The sequence below is a fragment of the Pseudomonas sp. NPDC088322 genome (genome assembly GCF_044740745.1).
GTDB classification, from domain to species: domain Bacteria; phylum Pseudomonadota; class Gammaproteobacteria; order Pseudomonadales; family Pseudomonadaceae; genus Aquipseudomonas; species Aquipseudomonas shirazensis.
The window spans coordinates 430,377-449,072 of the sequence record NZ_JBIURK010000005.1; the positions used below are offsets into that span (position 1 = coordinate 430,377).

The window sequence follows — 18,696 nt, forward strand, 5'->3', positions numbered from 1 at the left end:
GGCATAGGGCCTCCTCGCGGCCTTCAGGCTGCGGTTTGATCGCCGGTATTCTCCGAGGCCAGGGCAGCCAGCTGCGCTTCCAGCAGTTCGCGGCACAGCACGGCGCGCTGGGTGCGGTGATACGCGGCCAAGGCCTGTATCAGGTTGAAAGTGTCCTCATCGACCCGGACCTTGATCTCACGGTCATGCAGGTGCTTGGGGTTGGCGTACATGCGGGGACGGCTCCTTGTGATTGAAAGTGGTTAAGCGGCGGACTTTTGCGACGGGAATGGGCGCTGCTCTTGGGCACTCACCGTTCCGTCTTCATCAACGGTCACGTAAACGTCACGACCGACGCGGATTGCCTTGCTAAGGCCACCCTGCGTGCAGCCAAGTATCTGAGCGGCCTTCGTATGGCCGTGCTCTTTGGCAAATTCGGAAAGCGGGATTCGGCGCATAGCGACGTCCTCAACAGTGGTTCTACGCGCCCAGTATGACCGGCGGTATTGTTGCTCGTCAATACCGCCGCTATTGGTAGCGCCAATACCGGTGGTCATATCATTCGCACATGACGAAAAACTCTCGAAAGGTCCCGCTTGCCGATTGGCAGGTGGAGGACAGCCAGCGCTTGAAGGCGCTTTACAACGCGAAGCGTGCAGAGCTCGGTCTGACGCAAGATCGAATAGCTGCCGAGCTTGGCGAGGGCGTCACCCAAGGTGCAGTCAGCCATTTCATGAACGGGCGGACAGCCTTGAGCCTTCGCGCTGCCGTCGTATTCGCAAAGGCTCTCCAGGTTCCGGTTTCTGAGTTCAGCCCTAGGCTGGCGAGTGAGCTTGATCTGATGCGCGCGGTACCTGGCGTTGGCGCTGTGGTCAGCGGTGCAATTCCCGCAATCACTGCAAAGCAGCGCGCCAACGATCATCTTTCCGCCGAAACTCCTCTCCCGGAAGGCTCGGACGAAGACGCTCTGGATGGCAGATACGCCTACATCCCTCAGTACGATGCCAGGGCAGCAGCAGGCCTAGGCAGCGAAAACCCGCATGTGGAGATCCGCTCTACCCTCGCCTTCAAGCGTGAATGGTTGAGGGCCAGAGGGGCCAAGGATGATCAGCTGATAGTCATCTATGCCGAAGGGCAGAGTATGTGGCCGACCATCAATGACAGAGACGTGCTGCTCATCGATCGCTCTAGGTTTGAGCCTGTCGATGGCCAGGTATTCGTGCTGGCTGGCGGCGACGGCGCCATCGTGAAGAGGCTTGTTCAGGGCCCGCTTGGGCAGTGGCTATTGCGCAGCGACAATGAGGACAAGGACCAGCACCCGGATCGCTTCTTCTTCCGCAGCGAGGATAACGAGCACCGGATCATCGGCCAGGTTATCTGGCGCGGCGGGGATCTGTAGTAATTGAACCAGAACATGGATGTGCAGCCTGATTTCCTGCGGTACGAGATTAAAAACCGAAGGCCCGTTCCTGCCGACGTGTACTCTGCCGGCCTCGAGGCAATGGCAGATGAGTTCGAGCAGTTTTTGTCGATGCATCAGTCCAAGACCGAGAGAGGAACCTGCAGGCTAGCTATTGGCTCGGTTAAGAACGGCAGCATAATCTCTGACCTTATGCCGATTGTGGCTGGGACCATTCCGCTGCTTGACGGCATCAAAGGCGTCTCTGATTTTGCCGGATACCTGAAGGCACTAATTGACTGGATGCTTTCGGGCGGCGAGCGACCCGCCGTTGCCGATGAAGAAAAAACCCTGAAGAATGTCTCCAACATCGTGAAGCCTACTGTTCATGATGAGGGAGCCCAGATGAATATCGGACACATATCCGGCGGAACCTTCAATATCAGCGTCTCGCTGAACGAGCCTCAAGCACGCGGAGTGATGGGTTTCGCTAAAGCAAGGCTTGGCGAGATCAAAAAAATCCTGCCTGGCACAGAGTACGAAAGCGTTCTTTTCTATTGGGATCGGGCCAGTAAAAAACTCTCAGGAAACTCAGGCGACAAAGGCCGCATTGATGACATCGCGGAGCATGCAGTCAGCGTTAGGTTTGCGGACGAGAGCATCAAGCAAAAGATGGCTCTGGACACCGAGTACCTATTCAAAAAAGCCTATGTCGTAGACGTGATAGTGCAGACCATAAACGGCGGTCGCGCGGCGCTCTATACGATCAGCAGACTGATTGACATCATCGACGCGCCTGAAGAGTAGAATCCTCCAGCCTGCATAGCCCGCCAAGCGCGGGCTTTTCCATGCCTGTGTGATGGCTCGTAGCCAGAGTGGTAGGATTCACTCTTCTATCGGGAGGGATGCCATGTTCACTCAGCTCTATCGCTTCATAGCGGTCGTATCGTTCGCATTTTTGGCCGGGTGCGCCTCGGGGCCCACGCCTCAGCAGATTGCCGCTGCTGACTACGGCACTGCCATTGACCAGGATCAGGCCGAGGAGCGCATCAAGCAATACTTCAGCGGTACGCTCAAAGACCCCTACTCTGCGCAATATCAGTTCGGCGCTATCCAGAAAGGTTACGTGATTGGTAGCGCCATCGAGGGTAAGCAGCTCTACGCCGGCTACCTGATAACTGCCAACGTAAATGCCAAGAACAGTTACGGCGGATACACCGGCAACCAGGGCTATCAGTTCCTGTTCCAGAATGGAGCGCTCGTTAAGGGTCTCAAGATGAGTCCTGGCGGCATGATGATGCCTTTGTTCTAGATCTGCACGCTCCAGAGAGCCCGCCACGCGGGCTTTTTTGCGGGTGTATCACAGCGCGCCTGGATTGATCCCGATGGCCCTTAGCGATTCAGCCAACGTAGGGTCTATCATTGCCTCCCCTGTTGTAGAGGCTGCCTGGTTGATGCCAATCGTCCGGTACTTCAACGTCTGCCCGGCGAGCATCTGCTTCAGGATCTTCCTGGCCTTCTCGCCGCCTGTCACCGTGTATGGGCTCATCATTTGAGTGACGTTCAGCATCGCCTGGTCCTGGGTCTGCTTGACCAGAGCAGCCTGTTCAGGTGGCAGATTTAGAGCGTACTGGGGCGCCGAAGGCATCATGCTCACAGGGGTTTCCTGAGGCGTAATAGTCCAGGCCTCATTCTGGTCGATGCGAAGCTGAACTGTCCCAACTGGAATCTTGAACCGGCCGCCGGACATCAGCCCCACGTAGATCTCATCGCCCTCCTTCCGCACAACTGGATAGAACTTGAACGAGCTGGTCACAATGGGGCTGACCTTCGTAAAGTCGCCGGTTGTCACCATCATGGTCGTTTTGTCGCTGAATTCGTCAGTGGTCCCCGTTGCCTTCCATGTCTGACTCGCGCACCCACCTAGCGCTAGACCGGCAGCCATTATTGCGATGATCCGTTTCATTGCCCGCTCCAGTTTTTAGTCTGCCGATTGTAGCACCTTGCCATCAGCACCTAGCCCCGCCTCTGAGCGGGTTTTTTGTGGGCGGTTGAAAAACATGACCGGAGGTATTGACCGCATGAAATACCGGCGGTATTGTTTACCCATCGCAGCGCCTCACCCGGCCCTGCAGAGGCCCTCACGGCTCACCGCTCTTTAACAACCTGCGAAACAAACGAAACACCAACAGACCGCATTGCCTCTACCGGCGACCGGCGATCAGACAGCCCCGAAAGGCTGCCCACGACAGGGACCACCCTGTACGGCTGACGAAGGTGAAACGCCTAAACCGAGAGAATGACCCGGGCATGCAATGCGCCCCGCGAATCCCAGCGGTAGAAGGGAGATATACCGAACTGAATTAGCGGGCCCGATAGCTTCGGCTGGGACTGCCGGACCTCATGCACCCTGCCCCACTCAGCCAGGGCATTCAGAGCTGTAGCGTGCATGTTGTAAGGACCTGTGATCCGTGGCGGACAGATGCTGTTTGACGCTGCGAGGAGGAAGCTCGAAGCCCGCAACCACGACGAACCGCAGAGCTGCAATCAGCAGCGGCATACGCGGCGCCACCCTAGCGTAGAGGGATCACCGCTGACGCAGTACCCCGGCCTGTCGCCAGTAGCGAGGCCGGGATTTCACCAGGTGCCATTCAGCGAGTGGCATCCGGGAAATCAACCGGAGGGATTCACGATGTTCAACATGGCAACCATGGCGGCTGATGAATGCCGCATCGACGCTGAAGAGCGCGCCTACTACCGCTGGATCGACAAGGCTTCCGAGCTGCTTGGCCACCAGGTTGGCCTGGGCTCGCGAGGAGAAAGCGATCTGCATGACTTCTACGCCGATGGCTGCACCCCGGCCGAGGCTGTAACTGAGCTTCTGGCACAGATGGAACTGGCTCGCGCTGCATGACCGGCGATTCACTGATGCCGCTTCGACGAGGCGGTATTGGGAATCGAGCATGCAATACTGCGCGCATCGAAAACAGGTAGGAGGTAAGCGTGGAAGCCAGCGAATTCATGGAGCGCATGATCGCCACGGCTGGCGAGTTTGGCCAGTGGCAGATTGTGCGGATTGTTGAAGAGCATCGCGGCACTGAGGTCGTACCAGGCTTCTGCTGGAACGAGGTGCGCACCTCAGACGATGATCCAGGCCTCAAGGCAGGCTGGCTTTATTTCGCCATGGGTGACGGAAGGTACGTTTTTGTCAGTTACCTGGATATCCCCAGCAGCAGGCGATAAAGCTCAGCGTTGAATGCACAGCCCGATTTCTTCGGGCTTTTTTGTGCCTGCGATTTCACTCGCAGCCATTCCCACGAGTGGCTGCTGGGAAATCAACCGCCCTGGAGGGCAAGACGATGCGACCTGTAATGACGATGACGGCCAAGCGCAGCAGCCTTGGCCACCAGATCGGTACCGAGGATGCCGCTGAAGGCAAGTTCCACGGTTGGGGCGTCGAGTACGAAGAGTTTGAGAACGGCCCGGGCAACTACAGCGTAGCCATCGTCGAGATGGCAGACGGCACGGTCCAGACGCTGATGCCTTGGGCGATCCGTTTCTTGGATGGTGAGGACGCCATGCAGCAGGCCCTGAATGACTTCCTCGCTCGGCCAGCCATTGGCTGACTGATTCCCCGACAGCCGGAAAGACGGCCCGATGCCCTGCTCCCCATCGCAGGCTGCATCGGAGTGTGAACTGAATCCTGCCGCCAAGCAGCACAGCTTCTATCCAGCGAGATCGGGAGGAACGAACACCGGTCGATGCAGGGATTGGCTCCTGCCAGTTCACACCCCGATGTAGCCAGAACGCACTGAGCTGATCAGTGAGGTCGCCCCGCCATAGGCGGCCTGTTCTCCAACCCTAATCCCGGCGGGTATCAGCAACGGGAAGCGCTCGATGTTGCAAGCTTCGAGTGAGGCATCCGCTGTTGGTAGCAGGGGCTCTCAATCACCAGCCTGCAGTGAGCCAAAAGCAGGCCCGATGCTCCTTTAGCGGGGTTCATCGGAAGCCACTCTGAACGCGAGTTGATCGCCGCGAATTGTGAGCGCGGGTAGCGTCTCGCCCTTTGGTGAGGCGTCCCGACACCCGGTTTGCCCCGGAGAGTGGCTCCCGATGCACCCCGCATCCCCTTCCCTTCACATACGACCGCATTAGACAGGCGCCCGCGAGCTTCACGGCTCAGGTTGGTCACCTGCGCTGGCGCCTGCCTCATGCGGTCCATGGGAATTCCCACCCACCGAGTAACCCACCACCTGGAGGCGACCATGGGCGCACTTCGAGCAGCACAGTTTGAGTACGACAACCGCCTCCCGCCGGCGGTGAGTGATGAAAGCGAGGCTGAGCGTCTGTGGATCGACGACGGCATCGCTGAGCTGATGGCGCGGCGTGACGTGCTTTTCCAGCGCCGTCTTCGCCAGCAGCAAGGGGTGACGTTCGAGCGCTTCGCTCAGGCGGTGGATGAGTTCGCGATGGGCCAGCTCGGCCTATCGGGGATCAGCAATTCGGTGATGGGCCGTCTGGTTCTGGCGGCGCGCTGCAAGGTCACCAGCGATGCAGCAGCGGCAGCCGACGAGATCCTGAGCGTGGCCGACCCTGAGTCGGCGCTGGAAGAGATCGCTCGCCAGCTGCTCACCCCCTTCGCCAAAGAGGGAGTTCTGGCCCAGGCCGAGGAGGCGCAGTGAGAAGCCCTCATGTCCTGATCGACCAGCAACTGGATGCCATGTCCCATCCCAGCACGCCTACCAGCTACTCGATGATCATCTCTCATCAGCTGACGGCAATGCTGTATGACGGGCGCATCACCATCGAAGAGTTCAACCACTACTGCGGGCGCCTCAACAAGATTGTTGATGGGCGCAAGGAGGTCGCGTGACTACACCAATCGTGATGACGCTCATCGACGAGCAGGTTGCTGAGCTGCCCGAAGCTCAGGCCATGCCGGCCGACCGGGTGCTGATGCTGTTCAAGGGGCCGACCTTTGCCGCAGCGGTGCGCCAAGCTGAACTGGCCAGCATCGAAAACCCACTAGCCTGGTCCTGCCGTGCTTGCCTCTGCGGCGAGTGGACGGTTGGGTATGAGGTGCGGGCATGAAACTGGTCGGATGGAAGACAGGCAGCCCTGGCGACTCAAGAGTCGTTCAGGTGCTGCGCCAGCTTGATAACGGGCAGCGCATCCGGTGGAAGTGCCGGTTTCATAGTTTCGAAGAACGGTGGTCAACGCATGACGGGATCTACATCAACGGCGTATTGGGCTGGAGGGATCTGAAATGACCAACCACCAGCGCGCCCGCCGCCTGATCCTCTGGCGCGGCTCCTTCTCTGCCCTCTTCACCTGCACCGTATTCATGCTGGCCAGCGCACTGGCGGGCAGCATCACTTCCTGAATTCACACCCGGCGCACGGCGGGCCTTCCGGATAACCGTACCCCTTCGGGAGCGTAAGCGGCGAGAGCGCGCAACCATCCACCGCAGCCAGGGCCTGGGTCTTACCTCATGCCCGGGTGACCTGGCATCCCCTATTTCAACTGACGGCGCCGGCCTGGCGCGAGGTTTTCCAATGTCCGCAGAACAGAAACTGATCGCGATCGAAGAGATCAGCGAAGCGAACGCCCCGGCCATCTACGTGGCCGGCGGCCTGCAGCAATTCATCGACCTGGTGAAGGGTGAAGTCCTGGGCGAAGTACCCGACCTGAAAACCCGCAAGGGTCGCGAGCGCATCGCCAGCCTGGCCGCGAAGGTCAGCAAGTCCAAGACCGCTGTCGAAAAGCCGGGACGCGACTACCTGCGTCGCCTGAAGGAAATGCCGAAGGTGGTCGAGACCGAGCTGCGCGAGTTCGTGACCAAGATGGACACGCTGCGGGATGAAACGCGCCGGCCACTCACCGAGTGGGAGGCCGCTGAGGATGCCCGGATCGACCGCCACAACGACCGCCTGAACTGGCTGAAGACTTTGGCCGACGATCTGGGAGAGCTGAACTCCCTGCAACTCAAAGGCCTTATTGCTGAAGCCGAAGGCATGCAGCTCGGTGCCCACTGGGAGGAATTCGAGGCTGAGGCCGGAGCCGTGAAGGACAAAGTGCTGTCCGCGCTGCGCGCCGCTTTGACCAAGCGGGAGACATTCGAAGCAGAGCAAGCCGAACTGGCCCGCCTGCGCCGCGCAGAGGAAGAGCGCGCCGAGCAAGATCGCATCCGGGCAGCACAAGAGGCCGCCGTCGAGGCTGAGCGCCAGCGCGTGGCCCAGGCGCAGCAGGCCGAGCGCGAAGCCGCAGCCCGCCGCGAGCAGGAGCTGATTGACCAGGCTGCCGCACAAGAACACGAAGCCGAGAATCAGCGCCTCCAGCTCAAGTTGCAGGCCGAACAAGCCGACCGCGCTCGCATTCAGGCCGAGGCCGACCGCGTTGCCGCCGAGCAGCGGATGGAGCAGGAGCGCCAGGCTGCCGCCCGCCGGCAGGAAGAAGCTGCCGAGCAAGCGCGCCAGGAAGAGCGGCGCCGCGCTGATGCCGCTGCCGCCGAGACCCTCCGGCAGCAGGAAGCCCGCGAGCGTGACGAGGCACACCGCCGCAGCATAAATCGCGCCGCCCTTGAAGCCTTCATGGCAGAGGGCATGCCTGAGTCATGCGCCAAGATGGCGGTCAAGCTGATCGCCCAGCGCAAGATCCCGAACATCACCATTTCCTACTGAGGTATGCCATGAGCGCCACAGCAATCGCCGAGCACCGCGAGTCTCGCCAAATTGCCGCAGCTGCGGCTACCCCCGAAGCCACCGCCATGCTTACCATGGTGCAGCGCGCCGCGACCGATCCCTCGTTCGACACCGAGAAAATGCAGGCCATGATGGCGATGTACGAGCGGTATACCGACCGGTCTGCCGCCGCCGCATTCAACGCCGCGATGGTGCGCGCCCAGTCCGATATCGGGCCGGTGTTCCGCGACAAGTACAACAGCCAGACCAACAGTTCCTACGCAGCCCTTGAGTCGATCGACAAGAAGATCGCCCCGACCTACACGATGCACGGCTTTTCCCTCTCGTTCGGTACCGACGAAAGCCCGCTGGCCGGGCACATCCGCACCGTCTGCGACTGCATGCACGAGGCCGGGCACACGAAGCGCTACCACGTAGACCTGCCAATCGACTCCACCGGCATCAAGGGCAGTGTCAACAAGACCGGCGTGCACGCCAATGGGTCAACCTACAGCTACGCCCGGCGCTACCTGACCATGATGATCTTTAACGTCGTGCTGACGAACGAAGACAACGACGGGAACGGCGGCAGTGAGCACCCCCAAAGCCTCGGGGAGCTTATGAATGAGTGGATTCCTAAGGCCTACGCCGCTGACTCCAAAGACTCGCTCACCGCGGTCTGGCAGGCAGGCGTCAAGTTCGCCCAGGACCTAAAGGCCACTGACAAGAAAACGGCCGACGAGCTCTACGAGGCCTTGAAGGTAGCGGTTAGCGCTCGCGGCTCACAGCTCAGCGCAGCCCCACAAGCAGGAGCAAGCCAATGATCATCGTCAATTGCACTCAGGGCTCGCCCGAGTGGCTGCAGGCCCGTGCTGGTGTCATCACCGCCAGCATGTTCAGCACCGCCCGCTCCAAAGTGAACGGGCTGACCGCGCAGCAACGCACATACGTCGACGCCATCCTGGCCGGGCACAGTGAAGCCAAGGCGCGCGATCTTGCCGGATACAAGGCCGGGCCGAAGGCGGAGGTTGTTCAAAGGGCGCTGGAAGGCGAAAAGGTGGGCGAGCCATCGAATGCCGCCCTCACCTACGCCTTCGAGCTGGCCGTCGAGCGCATCGGCGGCGCCCCGCTCGATGGAGGGTTCGAGACCTGGCAGATGCGCCGCGGGCATGAACTCGAGCCGGAGGCGCGGATGGAGCACGAAATCCAGACAGGGCTCATCGTCACGCAGGTTGGCCTGGTTAAAACAGACGACGGGGCATTTGGCGCCAGTGCTGACGGATTGATCGGTGAGGACGGCGGCAGCGAGTACAAGTGCTTCCTGGCGCCGGACAAGCTACGCGCCTTCCACATCGACAATGACGCCAGTGATGTCATCGACCAGGTGCAGGGCTGCATGTGGATCACCGGCCGGAAGTGGTGGCACATCGGGATGTACTGCCCCCTGCTCAAGCCGGTAGGCCGCCAGCTCTGGTGGCGTGAGTTCAAGCGCGATGACGACTACATCGAACAGCTTGAGCAGGACCTGTGGGAATTCAAGCTATTGGTCGACGGCTTCGAGCAACAGCTGAGGAGCAAAGCAGCATGAGAGGCGTGAACAAAGTAATTCTGGTCGGCACCTGCGGCCAGGACCCAGACGTCCGCTACCTGCCGAACGGCAACGCGGTCACCAACCTGAGTCTGGCCACCAGCGAGCAGTGGACCGATAAGCAGTCCGGTCAGAAGGTCGAGCGCACTGAGTGGCACCGCGTCGTGCTGTTCGGCAAAGTCGCTGAGATCGCCGGCGAGTACCTGCGCAAAGGTTCGCAGTGCTACATCGAGGGCAAGCTCAAGACTCGCGAATGGGAGAAGGACGGCATCAAGCGGTACAGCACCGAGGTACATGTCGATATCAACGGCACCATGCAGCTGCTGGGGGGCCGGCCGGACAACCAGGGCGGCAGCCAGCAGCAACAGCAGCGACCGCCGCAACAGCAGCGGCAACAGCGTCAGCAGCACAGCTACAACCAGAATGACAACTACGGACAGCAGAGCCAGCAGGCCGCGCCGCCAGATAACTTCGACGACGATATCCCGTTCTCCCCGCTCCACCACCTCGCAGGTGCATAGCCATGCCGCTCGCAACCATCCTTGAGCTGATCCAGCGCCGAAGGGAGCTGGAGCAGAACCTGCAGCTCCTGTTCAACCGCAGCTGCCAGTGGAGTAGTGCCGAGCGTGTGCGCGGCGCCACCACCATCGAGAACCTCACCCAGCAGCTGGTCGAGGTCACCGACGAGCTGGCGCGCCGGCGCCGCCGGCAAGAACAGTTCCACCTGCCGTCCAGCGGACTTATTTCAGAACCCAAAGAAGCTTCAACCTTTGCTGTGCTCTGGGGATGTAGGCCCTGCACCAGGCTTGATGCCACGTGGTCCGGCGATCCCCCATACAACCAGCCCGACTACGGGGAAAACCACGATACCCAAGAACCAGGCTACCTTGACGACATCGGACTTGTCGCTTCGGAAAACACTCACGATGGCCCACAGGTCTACCAAAATGACGATCACCGCAACGGCAATCCAGAAATAGCTGACAGGATCTGACATGACTGCTTCCTCCTCGTTTGATAAAGGGTTGGCAGCGTGCCGGATACAGGGTTCAAAAGATCGGAGCGTCAGACGACAGCACCCAGAGCAGGACGTGGAGAGGTTTGAAGGAGTTGCCGTATGGCTATGACACAGCAAGTGCGGGACGAGAAACGCCGCGCCAAGGCAGCCAAGCTGCAGGAAGAAGACCTTCGCCTAAAGGTTCGACCAGGGACTAAGCAGGCCCTGCTGGAGCTGATGGAGTGGGCCGGAATTGAGGAACAGGGCGAGGCAATGACACTGATGATTCATCACATCGAAGCGCTTGGGCATCACGCTCTGTTCAGGATCGCGCGCCACGAAATCGAAGGTAGCCGCAATGTGGCGCGGACCGAGCCGCTGCGGCTGTCAGCCAGGAAGCGAACCGGCCAGCACCTTCGGGCAATTTGCGGCTGGGCTGACGCCACCTACAGCCAGATGATCGAGGCGCTGATTTACGGCGTCCACGCACTGGGCAGGCTGCACGCGGCGAAGTTTCTCACCCCGCCGCGGCATGAAATCAGCATTTCGCCCCGCCTGGCCTTGGCCTTCGACCGGAAGAGCATGCTGATGATTCAGCAAGACCCGGGCGACGAGGTGCTTGAACCAAATTATTACTGATCCCACACCGCTTCGTATGGAAGCGCCCCAACAACGGTCTGACATTCCTCATTGGCACAAATAACGAGCGCAATGTCCTTGTCAGTATTTTTCATGTATTTGTCCAGGACAGTCACGAAGTTCATCTGACGGCAGCGCGGGCATTTCGGCTTCCATTCGTCGTTCATCTTGATATCGGTCATCTGTAGATCCTTTCAGAGCCGGCCCCATGCCGGTCACCCGTAATACCCCATCCCAAGCCAAATTGCCACGGACGAGCGCAGCTCAAGCCAGAAGTTGTTGCCTAAGGATCGCTGGGGGGACGTCATGGTTCTGGACGAACACATCTGCAACCCAGCCCTTTGTCAGATTCCGGTATTTGCATGACCCCATGGAATATCCGTCATGCCAATCAAAGACGTCGCCGATCTCAACTGCGTCGGATGACAGCATTTCGACAATGGTGTAGCCGCCCTGCTCCTCTACCCAGATCGCGACCATACCGCGATTCAAATTCATTCCTTTAACTACACCAATCGTTCGCATTTTGTTCGCCTCAAGCTAGACAACTGCGATCAAACACCAATTCATACCAAATTGCCACCATGCCGCATCCGGCCACGGAGGGAGGCGCATGCACCTCTTACCGCAGGGGTAGAGACTCCAAGCATGACGCAGCCAAGGAAAGTCTAATACAGCGCTGCCCACGCCCCCCCCCGAAGAACGTATTGAGAGCACCGCTCAGCCACTCTTGGGCCCGTGGGCTGCCCGCTTACTAACATCACTCTCATAGATCGCGGGAATGAGTCTTATTAAAATACCTAATACCCAATACTTTGGTGTTGATGCCCAAGTCATTCTTCGTATGCCCCCAAGCCCTCTCAAGCTCCTTCCGCAATAGATCTTGGAACGCAACCATCGCTTCGATTAGGGGGTCAATTTCATCATCCACCTTGATCTTACTTATTTTCCCTAGCAAGTCGCCGCATGCAGAGCGTATCGTAACTGTATAATCATCATCCCTACTAAGGAGCAACTCAATTTTAGACCTAAGCTGTAGGGCTCTCGCGTAGTGTTTCACATACTCATCGCTAGGTTTATAACCCTTTTGTTTTGCAGCAGTGCTGATCATCAACGCCATGAGTTGAATCAGCTCAGACGCACACTCCCTGAGATCCACCATCCACTGGTGCCGAAAATTGCTTATGTTTGCCTTTATTTGATTGCGCTGCACTCCAACAGTAAAGCGAGCGACAATTACCGCCACCACAAATCCGATCACCGCAGTAACGATTGCTCCATAATCAATACCCGTGTCTACATTCAAATAGATAGGGGAATCTTTCGAGCTTGCGGGATGTACATCATGCAATAGGCCACTCTCCTTCAATCGAAACGCTTCGATTTTGAGTTCTAACGTCTCCAAACTCTCGCTCCTAAGAAAAGGCCGCAGCCCCAATGCGGCATTATGCTATTACGGATGGTATCGCATGACCACAGCAATCGATCTGTTCGCCGGCCTCGGTGGATGGAGCACCGGCGCGCGCGCCGCAGGCGTCCAGGTTCTCTGGGCGGCAAACCACTGGCCGGTAGCCGTTGAATGGCACAGCGCCAACCACCCCGACACGCAGCACGTTTGCCAAGACCTGCACCAGGCGCGCTGGGAGCAGGTTCCGGCGCACGACATCCTGTTGGCCTCGCCATGCTGCCAGGGCCACGCCAAGGCCCGCGGCAAGAAGTCGGGCAACCCTGAGCATGACGCATCGCGGTCCACGGCCTGGGCGCCGGTATCGGCTCTTGAATTCCACCGGCCACAGGCGGCAGTGATCGAGAACGTGCCGGAGTTCACCGACTGGCTCCTCTACCCTGCTTGGCTGCAGGCCATCCAAGCGATGGGCTATCAGTGTGCGCCGCACATCGTGGACTGCGCCGACCTCGGCGTGCCACAGCACCGGGTGCGCCTGTTCATGGTGCTGACGCGCAGCAAGGCGCCACTGATGTTGCAGCTGCCCCGCGAGCGGCACGTGCCGGCCGCTAGCTTCCTCGACTTCGACGCTGGCCGCTGGTCGACCATCGACAAGCCCGGCCGGGCCCAGGCCACGCTCGACCGGGTACGCAACGGCCGCCAGCGCTTCGGCGACCGATTCATCATGCCCTACTACGGCAAAGGCTCTGGCACCACCGGGCGCGACATCAACCGGCCGATCGGCACCATTACCACTTTGGATCGATGGGCCCTGGTCGACGGCGACCGCATGCGGATGCTCAGCGCCAGCGAGGCCCTGGCAGCAATGTCGTTCCCGGCTGAAACCCTGCGCCCGGATAACCACCGATTGACCATGCACATGGCCGGTAACGCGGTGCCGCCACTGGCCGGCCAGAGAGTGATTGAAGCATTGATGGAGGCCGCATGAAGCCCATCCCCCGCTCCTACTCCCGGCCCCGAGTCGGCATGCCCCAGTTCACGCTTTCAAACGTATGCGACGTGTGCGGCCTCACCGCGCCCACGGCAACCACAAGGCCTGCTCGAAGAAGCGACAGGCAAGGTATCAATCGGAGAATCGAGCATGAGCAATAACCAGATGGTCATCGTCCCGCGTGAGCAATTAGCGAGGGTCCGCGAATGGATCGAATCCGCTCGTGATGGCGTCCTGTATCCAATCGCTCGAGACTTCGACGGCGTGGTTGGGCGCAATGCCGAGGGCCTTGGTCAAGGCACTCCAGAGCTCTTGGATTTGATAGATGGATTGCTGGCAGCCAAGCCGGCCGAGCAGCACCAGGTAGCGCCAGAGCTGACTGATGATCTCCGCGAGATCCTAGGCCGCCCGAACTTCACCTGCCACTTCATCGCCAAGGCGCTGCGGGTTATGGGCCATTCGATCGCCCACAAGTCCGAAGATGAGCAGGCCGTGGTGATTCACTGGCTGCTCGGCATTTACTTGAAGCATGGCCCGGATTGGCGCCAGCGCGCGGCCGCAGAGCTGGAGGAAGCAAGCCAATCATTGAATACCTGATCGACCCGCTCTCCCCGAACAGCCCTGCAATCCAGACCACTATCGCGCTGCAGCGCTGACCCTGGCAGTCGGTGCACCGTTCACGGCTATCTGACGGGCTCGGCCGACTCCCCAGACAAGGGCCCTAGTCATCGACTCGTGGGGCCTTGATTCGTATGCCTCTTCGTAGATTGGCATGCCAGAAGCCGCGTACACGCCAACAAACAATTGCGTATTACCGGTACGCGACAAGCGCACCTGGACGTCAATGACCGTCCCGTCATCGAGTATTTCATCGTGCACTCGATGATGGAGGTTCGGATCAGCCCAAGTCCAAAATACATTCCCTCGAATCCTCATGTCGCCCTCCTTCGACTCGCTTTAATGGTTGTTCCCTCAGCAACTTTATCTAACCAACGACGACAGACAACCTTTAATGGCCGATATGCGGACTGCGTCTGACAACCGGCAACTTTTCTTATACCGAATAAATAACTTGTACAACTTATTGCCGCGATATGGCGGCCAAGGAATCCGTATGCCCAGCGCACAAACGGCCGCACGATGGTGCCCGGACGAATGCCCGATCACCGGCCGCAAGTTCTTCATGTGGATCGAGCATCCCGATGGCGGGATGGTGCCGACCTATGGCGGTCCTTTCGACAGCTACACGATCCCGACCCGCGACGGCGACGAAGGCTTCTGCTGCGAGCGGTACGACCACGATTACGGTGGTTGGCGCGACGACGAAATGGTGGGCCTCAAGCTGATCGACGACCAAAGCGACGAGTGCGAGCCAGGCCAAGTCGCCGAGCTGCAGGCCGAACTGGCGGCCCGGGATGAATTGATCGATCAGCTACGCAGCGGCTACGTCTTCGAGACTGGGCCTTACGAAGTGGAGCTTAGCGAAGCCCAATGGTCCGCTGCGCTGGGCGTCTTCGAGAACTACAACATGGGCGATGACACGCACTTCGTCTTCCTGGAAGAGCAAGGGCGCGGGGTGATCAGCGAAATCCTGATCGAGATCGGCGTCGCCCGGGCGCCTGATGCTGATGAGGTGAGCGAATGACCCGCCTCGCCCTCTGCCTCCTGCTGCTGGCCACCGGCGCCAGCGCAACCGAGAACGTCATCGATGTGCAGCACGACAGCCAGCGCGGCGTCACCTGCTACCTGCTCAACGGGGTCGCCATCAGCTGCATCCCCGACAGCCAGCTGCAGGCCGGCAACGAGCGCCAGCTCTCCCCGCACGAAAAAGATTCAGGACCTACACCCGCACTGGCGCCTGGGCGCTGGATTGATGAGAGGTATGAGCTGTGAGCAAGAAGAAGACCAGTTTCACCATCGTCTCCAGCGACGAGCTGGCCGAGCTGCGGCGTGACCGGGACCGACTCAGCGCACTGGAGTCGTGCTGCTGGGATGTCAGCTTCGAAAGCCATTCAAACGGCATGGACGGCGATTACAGCATCGGTATCGAGGTCATTGGCCACTACATGGGCAAGCCAAACCGGCGCGTGCTCGGTGAGAACTACAACGAGAACTTGCGCGCGGCCATAGACCAAGCGCTGACGGCAGAGGCGCACCCGCCGGCGCGGCCTGAGTACGACATCTACGGCAACCCAGAGCGGAGGCGAGCATGACCGGCCTGGTCGAAGCGAAGACCTGCACCTGCCCATCCGGCGACGGCTCACTGCGCTTGCCAAGCCCGGTTCATCCGCCAGAGGAGGTGATGCCGTGACCGAACAAAGCACTAAGGAATTCTACTCTGTAGATCAAGCCTCTCAGCATGCCGCCGACTGGTGCAAGCGTCATCCCGCATGGCGCCGGATCTGCGATATCCCGGATATCTCCGTGTTCGAAAAAACCTACGATGAGATTCCAAAGCGCGAGCGCGCCTACTGGGAAAAGAACGGCGGCGAAGAGTGCTGGCGTGAGTTCGGCGCCGGAGGAACCAAGGTGCCTACCGGATTTATCTCTGGAAAGGGCGATTTCTTCGACCACGTCCTCAAAGTGCCACTCCATCACAACATGATGATGGTGTATCGCGTGGGCAAGAGGTGGAAGCCATGATCGCCCTCGCCTACATGGCCTACCTGATCGCAAGGGGGCCGCGATGATCCCGCGCAAAGGCTGGCTCCGTCGCCAGCTCGAGTCCGGACTGATCTTGCTGGCCGCCTGGATACTTGCGGGTCGCAACGTCACCAGGTCGCCCGTCGTATCGCGCCGGGACAACAACGAAATGTTCGAAATGGACTTCCAACTGCGCGACATCGCCCGACGCATCCGCCAGCAGTACAAAGCCTAACCCCTCCCTACTACTCAAGCCCGCCGACGTGCCGACCAGAAGTGCGTCACGGCCAGCAGTACACCAGGTATGGCCATGCCAAGGCCGCTATAGATGAATGCAGGCTGCTCTGTCATCAGCCCACTGAAAGCGAACCCGGCACCAGTTGGTATCAGGGTGACTGCTGCATAGCCCCACGGCTTTCTAGTTTCCTTGGCCATATAGCCCCTCCTATTGAACCCCTATTTAACCATGCGTGCCCGCCGACATGCGCGGGCGAGGATTCCTTATGTCCGCAACCAACCGATTCCACCAAGTCGCCAACGATGCGCTGGTCATGATCAGCGAAAACCTGAACCCAGGCGCCAAGCTGGCACTAGTGATCTACACACCCGGCAATCCGGAGCTGGACATTGTCCTGAAGGACAGCAGCCTCGAGGTTGATGAGGTCGTGAATACACTACGGCGGCGCGGCGGGTTGAGCCTCGACGGCGACAACGAATACAAGCGCGGTGTATGCGACGTGATTGTCGGCGCATTGGCCGGCGGCAAGCAGGACAACAATCCGCCTCCTGAGGGTCACTGGGGCCAGCGGTTCTGGGACATCGGCCGGGCTGAAGGCGAGCAGCAGGAACACCTATTGCTCGAGCTCGAACAAGCGCGCGACCAACGTGATGCTCTGCTCACCGCCGCAAGAGAAGCCCTGGCGGTTATCGAGCGAATCAAGCCAGCAGGCAATGGCAACGGGACCCAGGTCCGGCTCTCCGAAGCTATCGAAAAAGCCACGGCCTGACCACCAACCTGCCGCCACCGGCGGCGTGGAGACCATCCCATGGAACACACCAGCGAGATCCTCGACGAGGAGGAAGTGGCGCGCCTCACCGGTTACCAAATCCCAAGCAAGCAGATCGCCTGGCTTGCGAACAACGGCTGGCAATACACGCTCACCCGGGCCCGGCGGCCGATAATCGGCCGGATGTATTTCCGGATGAAAATGGCAGGCGTGAAGCCGAATGCCACGAACACAACAACCGAAACCTGGACTCTGGACTTATCGCGCGTGGGGTAAAGGATGCGCAGCAGGAAGGCAACGAACAAGGATCTGCCGCCACGGATGTTGCGGCGGGTCCGGAAACTGAAAAGCGGAAAACTTTGGGTTGGCTACTACTACGACGGGAGGGATGCAGACGGGAAGCGGCAGGAGGTGCCGCTGGGGACTGACCTCGCTGAGGCCAAGCTGGAATGGGCGCGCCTTGAGCACAAGGCAGCACCGAAGGTGATGGCGAAGATGGGTGAATTGTTCGACCGCTACGACCGGGACATCATCCCAGGTAAGTCGCCGCGCACTCAGAAAGACAACAAGTACGAACTGGAGCGCTTGCGCAAGGCATTCGCGGACGCCCCGATTGAGGCAATCACTCCACCGGTCATTGCTCAATACCGCGATGCACGCTCAGCAAAGACCCGGGCAAACCGGGAGATCGCCCTGCTCTCTCACGTATTCACGATGGCGATGGAGTGGGGATTCGCCGAGCGCAACCCGTGTTTGGCGGTTCGCCGGAACAAGGAGAAGGTGCGAGACTTCTACGCGGCCGACGAGATATGGGACGCGGTGTACGCCGAGGGTGACCAAGGGTTGAAAGACGCCATGGACCTTGCATACCTGGCTGGCCAGCGCCCTGCTGACACGCTGAAGTTCAGCACCGTCGACCTGGACGAGGACTTCTTGTGGGTGGACCAGAACAAAACCGAGAAGAAGCTGCGCATCAGGCGGCACCTGAATGGCGAGCTGACTGGCCTGGGCCGATTCATTGATGCCCTGCTGGAGCGGCGCAAGCTGCAGGGTGTGCGCAACTCTCGCCTCATCACCAACGACTCAGGCCTGCGCATGAGCTGGGAGATGCTGAGGAACCGCTTTAGCGAAGCCAGGGACAAAGCGGCGAGGAAGCTCACCGCCGACGGCAACACCGATCTGGCGGGGAAGGTTCGTCAGTTCCAGTTCCGCGACATCCGCCCGAAAGCTGCATCGGAGATCGAGGACCTCGGTCAAGCCAGCAGGCTGCTGGGACACTCGAAAGAGGAGATCACCAAGCGGGTCTATCGCCGTGTCGGCGAGGTGGTCAGCCCGACCAAGTAACCTGCTGATGCGGAAACGATGCCT

General features: G+C 59.8%; 33 protein-coding genes. 25 read left to right on the forward strand and 8 right to left on the reverse strand.

Translation table 11 applies throughout. The features are described from left to right. Positions 1-23 precede the first annotated feature (23 nt). Together ACIOAU_RS15790 and ACIOAU_RS15795 are read right to left on the reverse strand one after the other, a co-directional pair. The gene (locus tag ACIOAU_RS15790) at positions 24-212 is read right to left on the reverse strand and encodes a hypothetical protein (RefSeq protein ID WP_004573832.1); all 189 of its coding nucleotides are present in this window, start codon (positions 210-212) and stop codon (positions 24-26) included. A 30-nt stretch (positions 213-242) separates the two neighbouring features. Continuing rightward, positions 243-536: a Cro/CI family transcriptional regulator gene (locus ACIOAU_RS15795; RefSeq protein WP_401183130.1), complete on the reverse strand. Its 294-nt coding sequence runs from the start codon at positions 534-536 to the stop codon at positions 243-245. Between the two features lie 11 nt (positions 537-547). On the opposite strand from ACIOAU_RS15795, the gene ACIOAU_RS15800 reads away from it, so the two are divergent. The 3 genes from ACIOAU_RS15800 to ACIOAU_RS15810 all read left to right on the forward strand — a co-directional run bounded on the left by ACIOAU_RS15800 (position 548) and on the right by ACIOAU_RS15810 (position 2,690). Next, positions 548-1,378 carry a helix-turn-helix transcriptional regulator gene (locus ACIOAU_RS15800; protein WP_401183133.1) on the forward strand — a complete coding sequence of 277 codons (831 nt, stop codon included), beginning with the start codon at positions 548-550 and terminating at the stop codon, positions 1,376-1,378. Positions 1,379-1,381: 3 nt separating this feature from the next. Continuing rightward, on the forward strand, positions 1,382-2,185 hold the full coding sequence (locus tag ACIOAU_RS15805) for a hypothetical protein (RefSeq protein ID WP_401183136.1): 804 nt from the start codon (positions 1,382-1,384) through the stop codon (positions 2,183-2,185). Between the two features lie 103 nt (positions 2,186-2,288). Continuing rightward, the gene (locus tag ACIOAU_RS15810; RefSeq protein ID WP_401183139.1) at positions 2,289-2,690 is read left to right on the forward strand and encodes a hypothetical protein; all 402 of its coding nucleotides are present in this window, start codon (positions 2,289-2,291) and stop codon (positions 2,688-2,690) included. A gap of 48 nt (positions 2,691-2,738) precedes the next feature. On the opposite strand, the gene ACIOAU_RS15815 is transcribed toward ACIOAU_RS15810, so the two are convergent. Next, complete coding sequence (locus ACIOAU_RS15815; protein ID WP_401183142.1) at positions 2,739-3,344, reverse strand: hypothetical protein; 606 nt, start codon at positions 3,342-3,344, stop codon at positions 2,739-2,741. Between the two features lie 726 nt (positions 3,345-4,070). Here ACIOAU_RS15815 and ACIOAU_RS15820 point away from each other — a divergent pair. The 11 genes from ACIOAU_RS15820 to ACIOAU_RS15870 all read left to right on the forward strand — a co-directional run bounded on the left by ACIOAU_RS15820 (position 4,071) and on the right by ACIOAU_RS15870 (position 10,167). Further along, a complete protein-coding gene (locus tag ACIOAU_RS15820; RefSeq protein ID WP_401183145.1) occupies positions 4,071-4,292 on the forward strand; it encodes a hypothetical protein in 222 nt (73 codons plus the stop codon). A gap of 89 nt (positions 4,293-4,381) precedes the next feature. After that, on the forward strand, positions 4,382-4,621 hold the full coding sequence (locus tag ACIOAU_RS15825; RefSeq protein WP_401183148.1) for a hypothetical protein: 240 nt from the start codon (positions 4,382-4,384) through the stop codon (positions 4,619-4,621). Between the two features lie 128 nt (positions 4,622-4,749). Next, positions 4,750-5,004, forward strand: a complete 255-nt coding sequence (locus ACIOAU_RS15830; RefSeq protein WP_401183151.1) for a hypothetical protein — start codon at positions 4,750-4,752, stop codon at positions 5,002-5,004. A gap of 639 nt (positions 5,005-5,643) precedes the next feature. Beyond that, positions 5,644-6,060 (forward strand): hypothetical protein, encoded by a 417-nt coding sequence (locus ACIOAU_RS15835; protein WP_401183154.1) that lies wholly within the window; start codon positions 5,644-5,646, stop codon positions 6,058-6,060. After that, positions 6,057-6,251: a hypothetical protein gene (locus tag ACIOAU_RS15840; RefSeq protein ID WP_401183157.1), complete on the forward strand. Its 195-nt coding sequence runs from the start codon at positions 6,057-6,059 to the stop codon at positions 6,249-6,251. Before ACIOAU_RS15835 ends, ACIOAU_RS15840 begins: the two co-directional genes overlap by 4 nt. Beyond that, on the forward strand, positions 6,248-6,469 hold the full coding sequence (locus ACIOAU_RS15845) for a hypothetical protein (protein WP_401183159.1): 222 nt from the start codon (positions 6,248-6,250) through the stop codon (positions 6,467-6,469). Before ACIOAU_RS15840 ends, ACIOAU_RS15845 begins: the two co-directional genes overlap by 4 nt. After that, complete coding sequence (locus ACIOAU_RS15850; protein WP_401183161.1) at positions 6,466-6,648, forward strand: hypothetical protein; 183 nt, start codon at positions 6,466-6,468, stop codon at positions 6,646-6,648. Before ACIOAU_RS15845 ends, ACIOAU_RS15850 begins: the two co-directional genes overlap by 4 nt. A gap of 285 nt (positions 6,649-6,933) precedes the next feature. Then, on the forward strand, positions 6,934-8,058 hold the full coding sequence (locus tag ACIOAU_RS15855; protein WP_401183164.1) for a hypothetical protein: 1,125 nt from the start codon (positions 6,934-6,936) through the stop codon (positions 8,056-8,058). An 8-nt stretch (positions 8,059-8,066) separates the two neighbouring features. Next, on the forward strand, positions 8,067-8,882 hold the full coding sequence (locus ACIOAU_RS15860) for an ERF family protein (RefSeq protein WP_312391695.1): 816 nt from the start codon (positions 8,067-8,069) through the stop codon (positions 8,880-8,882). Continuing rightward, positions 8,879-9,646, forward strand: a complete 768-nt coding sequence (locus tag ACIOAU_RS15865) for a YqaJ viral recombinase family protein (protein ID WP_312391696.1) — start codon at positions 8,879-8,881, stop codon at positions 9,644-9,646. The genes ACIOAU_RS15860 and ACIOAU_RS15865 overlap by 4 nt, the downstream gene beginning before the upstream one ends. Next, positions 9,643-10,167 carry a single-stranded DNA-binding protein gene (locus ACIOAU_RS15870; RefSeq protein ID WP_312391697.1) on the forward strand — a complete coding sequence of 175 codons (525 nt, stop codon included), beginning with the start codon at positions 9,643-9,645 and terminating at the stop codon, positions 10,165-10,167. The genes ACIOAU_RS15865 and ACIOAU_RS15870 overlap by 4 nt, the downstream gene beginning before the upstream one ends. Before the next feature lie 242 nt (positions 10,168-10,409). On the opposite strand, the gene ACIOAU_RS15875 is transcribed toward ACIOAU_RS15870, so the two are convergent. Further along, positions 10,410-10,643, reverse strand: coding sequence for a PLDc N-terminal domain-containing protein (locus tag ACIOAU_RS15875; protein WP_401183169.1), 234 nt, complete (start codon positions 10,641-10,643; stop codon positions 10,410-10,412). A gap of 120 nt (positions 10,644-10,763) precedes the next feature. On the opposite strand from ACIOAU_RS15875, the gene ACIOAU_RS15880 reads away from it, so the two are divergent. Next, complete coding sequence (locus tag ACIOAU_RS15880) at positions 10,764-11,282, forward strand: hypothetical protein (protein ID WP_401183172.1); 519 nt, start codon at positions 10,764-10,766, stop codon at positions 11,280-11,282. Here the strand turns inward: ACIOAU_RS15880 and ACIOAU_RS15885 are convergent. From ACIOAU_RS15885 to ACIOAU_RS15895, 3 genes are all read right to left on the reverse strand, one after another. Further along, entirely contained in the window at positions 11,276-11,464 is a 189-nt protein-coding gene (locus ACIOAU_RS15885) for a hypothetical protein (protein ID WP_401183174.1), read from the reverse strand. The two genes, ACIOAU_RS15880 and ACIOAU_RS15885, sit on opposite strands and share 7 nt — an antisense overlap. A gap of 82 nt (positions 11,465-11,546) precedes the next feature. Continuing rightward, a complete protein-coding gene (locus tag ACIOAU_RS15890; RefSeq protein WP_401183176.1) occupies positions 11,547-11,807 on the reverse strand; it encodes a hypothetical protein in 261 nt (86 codons plus the stop codon). 241 nt (positions 11,808-12,048) lie between these two features. Further along, a complete protein-coding gene (locus tag ACIOAU_RS15895; RefSeq protein ID WP_401183179.1) occupies positions 12,049-12,687 on the reverse strand; it encodes a hypothetical protein in 639 nt (212 codons plus the stop codon). A 64-nt stretch (positions 12,688-12,751) separates the two neighbouring features. Between ACIOAU_RS15895 and ACIOAU_RS15900 the strand changes: the two genes are divergently transcribed. Next, positions 12,752-13,675 (forward strand): DNA cytosine methyltransferase, encoded by a 924-nt coding sequence (locus ACIOAU_RS15900; RefSeq protein WP_401183182.1) that lies wholly within the window; start codon positions 12,752-12,754, stop codon positions 13,673-13,675. A gap of 153 nt (positions 13,676-13,828) precedes the next feature. Continuing rightward, complete coding sequence (locus tag ACIOAU_RS15905; RefSeq protein WP_220633962.1) at positions 13,829-14,275, forward strand: hypothetical protein; 447 nt, start codon at positions 13,829-13,831, stop codon at positions 14,273-14,275. 39 nt (positions 14,276-14,314) lie between these two features. Here ACIOAU_RS15905 and ACIOAU_RS15910 read toward each other — a convergent pair whose 3' ends face one another. After that, on the reverse strand, positions 14,315-14,614 hold the full coding sequence (locus ACIOAU_RS15910) for a hypothetical protein (RefSeq protein ID WP_401183185.1): 300 nt from the start codon (positions 14,612-14,614) through the stop codon (positions 14,315-14,317). Between the two features lie 178 nt (positions 14,615-14,792). Between ACIOAU_RS15910 and ACIOAU_RS15915 the strand changes: the two genes are divergently transcribed. From ACIOAU_RS15915 to ACIOAU_RS15950, 8 genes are all read left to right on the forward strand, one after another. Further along, positions 14,793-15,323 carry a hypothetical protein gene (locus ACIOAU_RS15915; RefSeq protein WP_401183188.1) on the forward strand — a complete coding sequence of 177 codons (531 nt, stop codon included), beginning with the start codon at positions 14,793-14,795 and terminating at the stop codon, positions 15,321-15,323. Then, complete coding sequence (locus tag ACIOAU_RS15920; RefSeq protein WP_401183191.1) at positions 15,320-15,571, forward strand: hypothetical protein; 252 nt, start codon at positions 15,320-15,322, stop codon at positions 15,569-15,571. The genes ACIOAU_RS15915 and ACIOAU_RS15920 overlap by 4 nt, the downstream gene beginning before the upstream one ends. Next, positions 15,568-15,891 carry a hypothetical protein gene (locus tag ACIOAU_RS15925; RefSeq protein WP_401183194.1) on the forward strand — a complete coding sequence of 108 codons (324 nt, stop codon included), beginning with the start codon at positions 15,568-15,570 and terminating at the stop codon, positions 15,889-15,891. Before ACIOAU_RS15920 ends, ACIOAU_RS15925 begins: the two co-directional genes overlap by 4 nt. 94 nt (positions 15,892-15,985) lie before the next feature. After that, positions 15,986-16,321: a hypothetical protein gene (locus ACIOAU_RS15930; RefSeq protein ID WP_401183197.1), complete on the forward strand. Its 336-nt coding sequence runs from the start codon at positions 15,986-15,988 to the stop codon at positions 16,319-16,321. A gap of 43 nt (positions 16,322-16,364) precedes the next feature. Further along, positions 16,365-16,556: a hypothetical protein gene (locus ACIOAU_RS15935; RefSeq protein WP_401183199.1), complete on the forward strand. Its 192-nt coding sequence runs from the start codon at positions 16,365-16,367 to the stop codon at positions 16,554-16,556. Between the two features lie 268 nt (positions 16,557-16,824). Next, positions 16,825-17,328, forward strand: a complete 504-nt coding sequence (locus tag ACIOAU_RS15940; protein WP_401183202.1) for a hypothetical protein — start codon at positions 16,825-16,827, stop codon at positions 17,326-17,328. 39 nt (positions 17,329-17,367) lie between these two features. Continuing rightward, entirely contained in the window at positions 17,368-17,604 is a 237-nt protein-coding gene (locus ACIOAU_RS15945) for a DUF4224 domain-containing protein (RefSeq protein ID WP_220633969.1), read from the forward strand. A 3-nt stretch (positions 17,605-17,607) separates the two neighbouring features. Further along, positions 17,608-18,672 carry an integrase gene (locus tag ACIOAU_RS15950; protein WP_220633970.1) on the forward strand — a complete coding sequence of 355 codons (1,065 nt, stop codon included), beginning with the start codon at positions 17,608-17,610 and terminating at the stop codon, positions 18,670-18,672. Positions 18,673-18,696 lie beyond the last annotated feature (24 nt).

What these genes read in the sequence shown, in the direction of transcription:
- ACIOAU_RS15855 (WP_401183164.1), top strand. Translation starts at nt 6,934, where the DNA reads ATGTCCGCAGAACAGAAACTGATCGCGATCGAAGAGATCAGCGAAGCG.
- ACIOAU_RS15860 (WP_312391695.1), top strand. Translation starts at nt 8,067, where the DNA reads ATGAGCGCCACAGCAATCGCCGAGCACCGCGAGTCTCGCCAAATTGCC.
- ACIOAU_RS15905 (WP_220633962.1), top strand. Translation starts at nt 13,829, where the DNA reads ATGAGCAATAACCAGATGGTCATCGTCCCGCGTGAGCAATTAGCGAGG.
- ACIOAU_RS15850 (WP_401183161.1), top strand. Translation starts at nt 6,466, where the DNA reads ATGAAACTGGTCGGATGGAAGACAGGCAGCCCTGGCGACTCAAGAGTC.
- ACIOAU_RS15940 (WP_401183202.1), top strand. Translation starts at nt 16,825, where the DNA reads ATGTCCGCAACCAACCGATTCCACCAAGTCGCCAACGATGCGCTGGTC.
- ACIOAU_RS15915 (WP_401183188.1), top strand. Translation starts at nt 14,793, where the DNA reads ATGCCCAGCGCACAAACGGCCGCACGATGGTGCCCGGACGAATGCCCG.
- ACIOAU_RS15800 (WP_401183133.1), top strand. Translation starts at nt 548, where the DNA reads ATGACGAAAAACTCTCGAAAGGTCCCGCTTGCCGATTGGCAGGTGGAG.
- ACIOAU_RS15815 (WP_401183142.1), bottom strand. Translation starts at nt 3,344, where the DNA reads ATGAAACGGATCATCGCAATAATGGCTGCCGGTCTAGCGCTAGGTGGG.
- ACIOAU_RS15875 (WP_401183169.1), bottom strand. Translation starts at nt 10,643, where the DNA reads ATGTCAGATCCTGTCAGCTATTTCTGGATTGCCGTTGCGGTGATCGTC.
- ACIOAU_RS15865 (WP_312391696.1), top strand. Translation starts at nt 8,879, where the DNA reads ATGATCATCGTCAATTGCACTCAGGGCTCGCCCGAGTGGCTGCAGGCC.
- ACIOAU_RS15835 (WP_401183154.1), top strand. Translation starts at nt 5,644, where the DNA reads ATGGGCGCACTTCGAGCAGCACAGTTTGAGTACGACAACCGCCTCCCG.
- ACIOAU_RS15830 (WP_401183151.1), top strand. Translation starts at nt 4,750, where the DNA reads ATGACGATGACGGCCAAGCGCAGCAGCCTTGGCCACCAGATCGGTACC.
- ACIOAU_RS15790 (WP_004573832.1), bottom strand. Translation starts at nt 212, where the DNA reads ATGTACGCCAACCCCAAGCACCTGCATGACCGTGAGATCAAGGTCCGG.
- ACIOAU_RS15920 (WP_401183191.1), top strand. Translation starts at nt 15,320, where the DNA reads ATGACCCGCCTCGCCCTCTGCCTCCTGCTGCTGGCCACCGGCGCCAGC.
- ACIOAU_RS15950 (WP_220633970.1), top strand. Translation starts at nt 17,608, where the DNA reads ATGCGCAGCAGGAAGGCAACGAACAAGGATCTGCCGCCACGGATGTTG.
- ACIOAU_RS15870 (WP_312391697.1), top strand. Translation starts at nt 9,643, where the DNA reads ATGAGAGGCGTGAACAAAGTAATTCTGGTCGGCACCTGCGGCCAGGAC.
- ACIOAU_RS15885 (WP_401183174.1), bottom strand. Translation starts at nt 11,464, where the DNA reads ATGACCGATATCAAGATGAACGACGAATGGAAGCCGAAATGCCCGCGC.
- ACIOAU_RS15935 (WP_401183199.1), top strand. Translation starts at nt 16,365, where the DNA reads ATGATCCCGCGCAAAGGCTGGCTCCGTCGCCAGCTCGAGTCCGGACTG.
- ACIOAU_RS15890 (WP_401183176.1), bottom strand. Translation starts at nt 11,807, where the DNA reads ATGCGAACGATTGGTGTAGTTAAAGGAATGAATTTGAATCGCGGTATG.
- ACIOAU_RS15945 (WP_220633969.1), top strand. Translation starts at nt 17,368, where the DNA reads ATGGAACACACCAGCGAGATCCTCGACGAGGAGGAAGTGGCGCGCCTC.
- ACIOAU_RS15910 (WP_401183185.1), bottom strand. Translation starts at nt 14,614, where the DNA reads ATGAGGATTCGAGGGAATGTATTTTGGACTTGGGCTGATCCGAACCTC.
- ACIOAU_RS15810 (WP_401183139.1), top strand. Translation starts at nt 2,289, where the DNA reads ATGTTCACTCAGCTCTATCGCTTCATAGCGGTCGTATCGTTCGCATTT.
- ACIOAU_RS15795 (WP_401183130.1), bottom strand. Translation starts at nt 536, where the DNA reads ATGACCACCGGTATTGGCGCTACCAATAGCGGCGGTATTGACGAGCAA.
- ACIOAU_RS15880 (WP_401183172.1), top strand. Translation starts at nt 10,764, where the DNA reads ATGGCTATGACACAGCAAGTGCGGGACGAGAAACGCCGCGCCAAGGCA.
- ACIOAU_RS15900 (WP_401183182.1), top strand. Translation starts at nt 12,752, where the DNA reads ATGACCACAGCAATCGATCTGTTCGCCGGCCTCGGTGGATGGAGCACC.
- ACIOAU_RS15820 (WP_401183145.1), top strand. Translation starts at nt 4,071, where the DNA reads ATGTTCAACATGGCAACCATGGCGGCTGATGAATGCCGCATCGACGCT.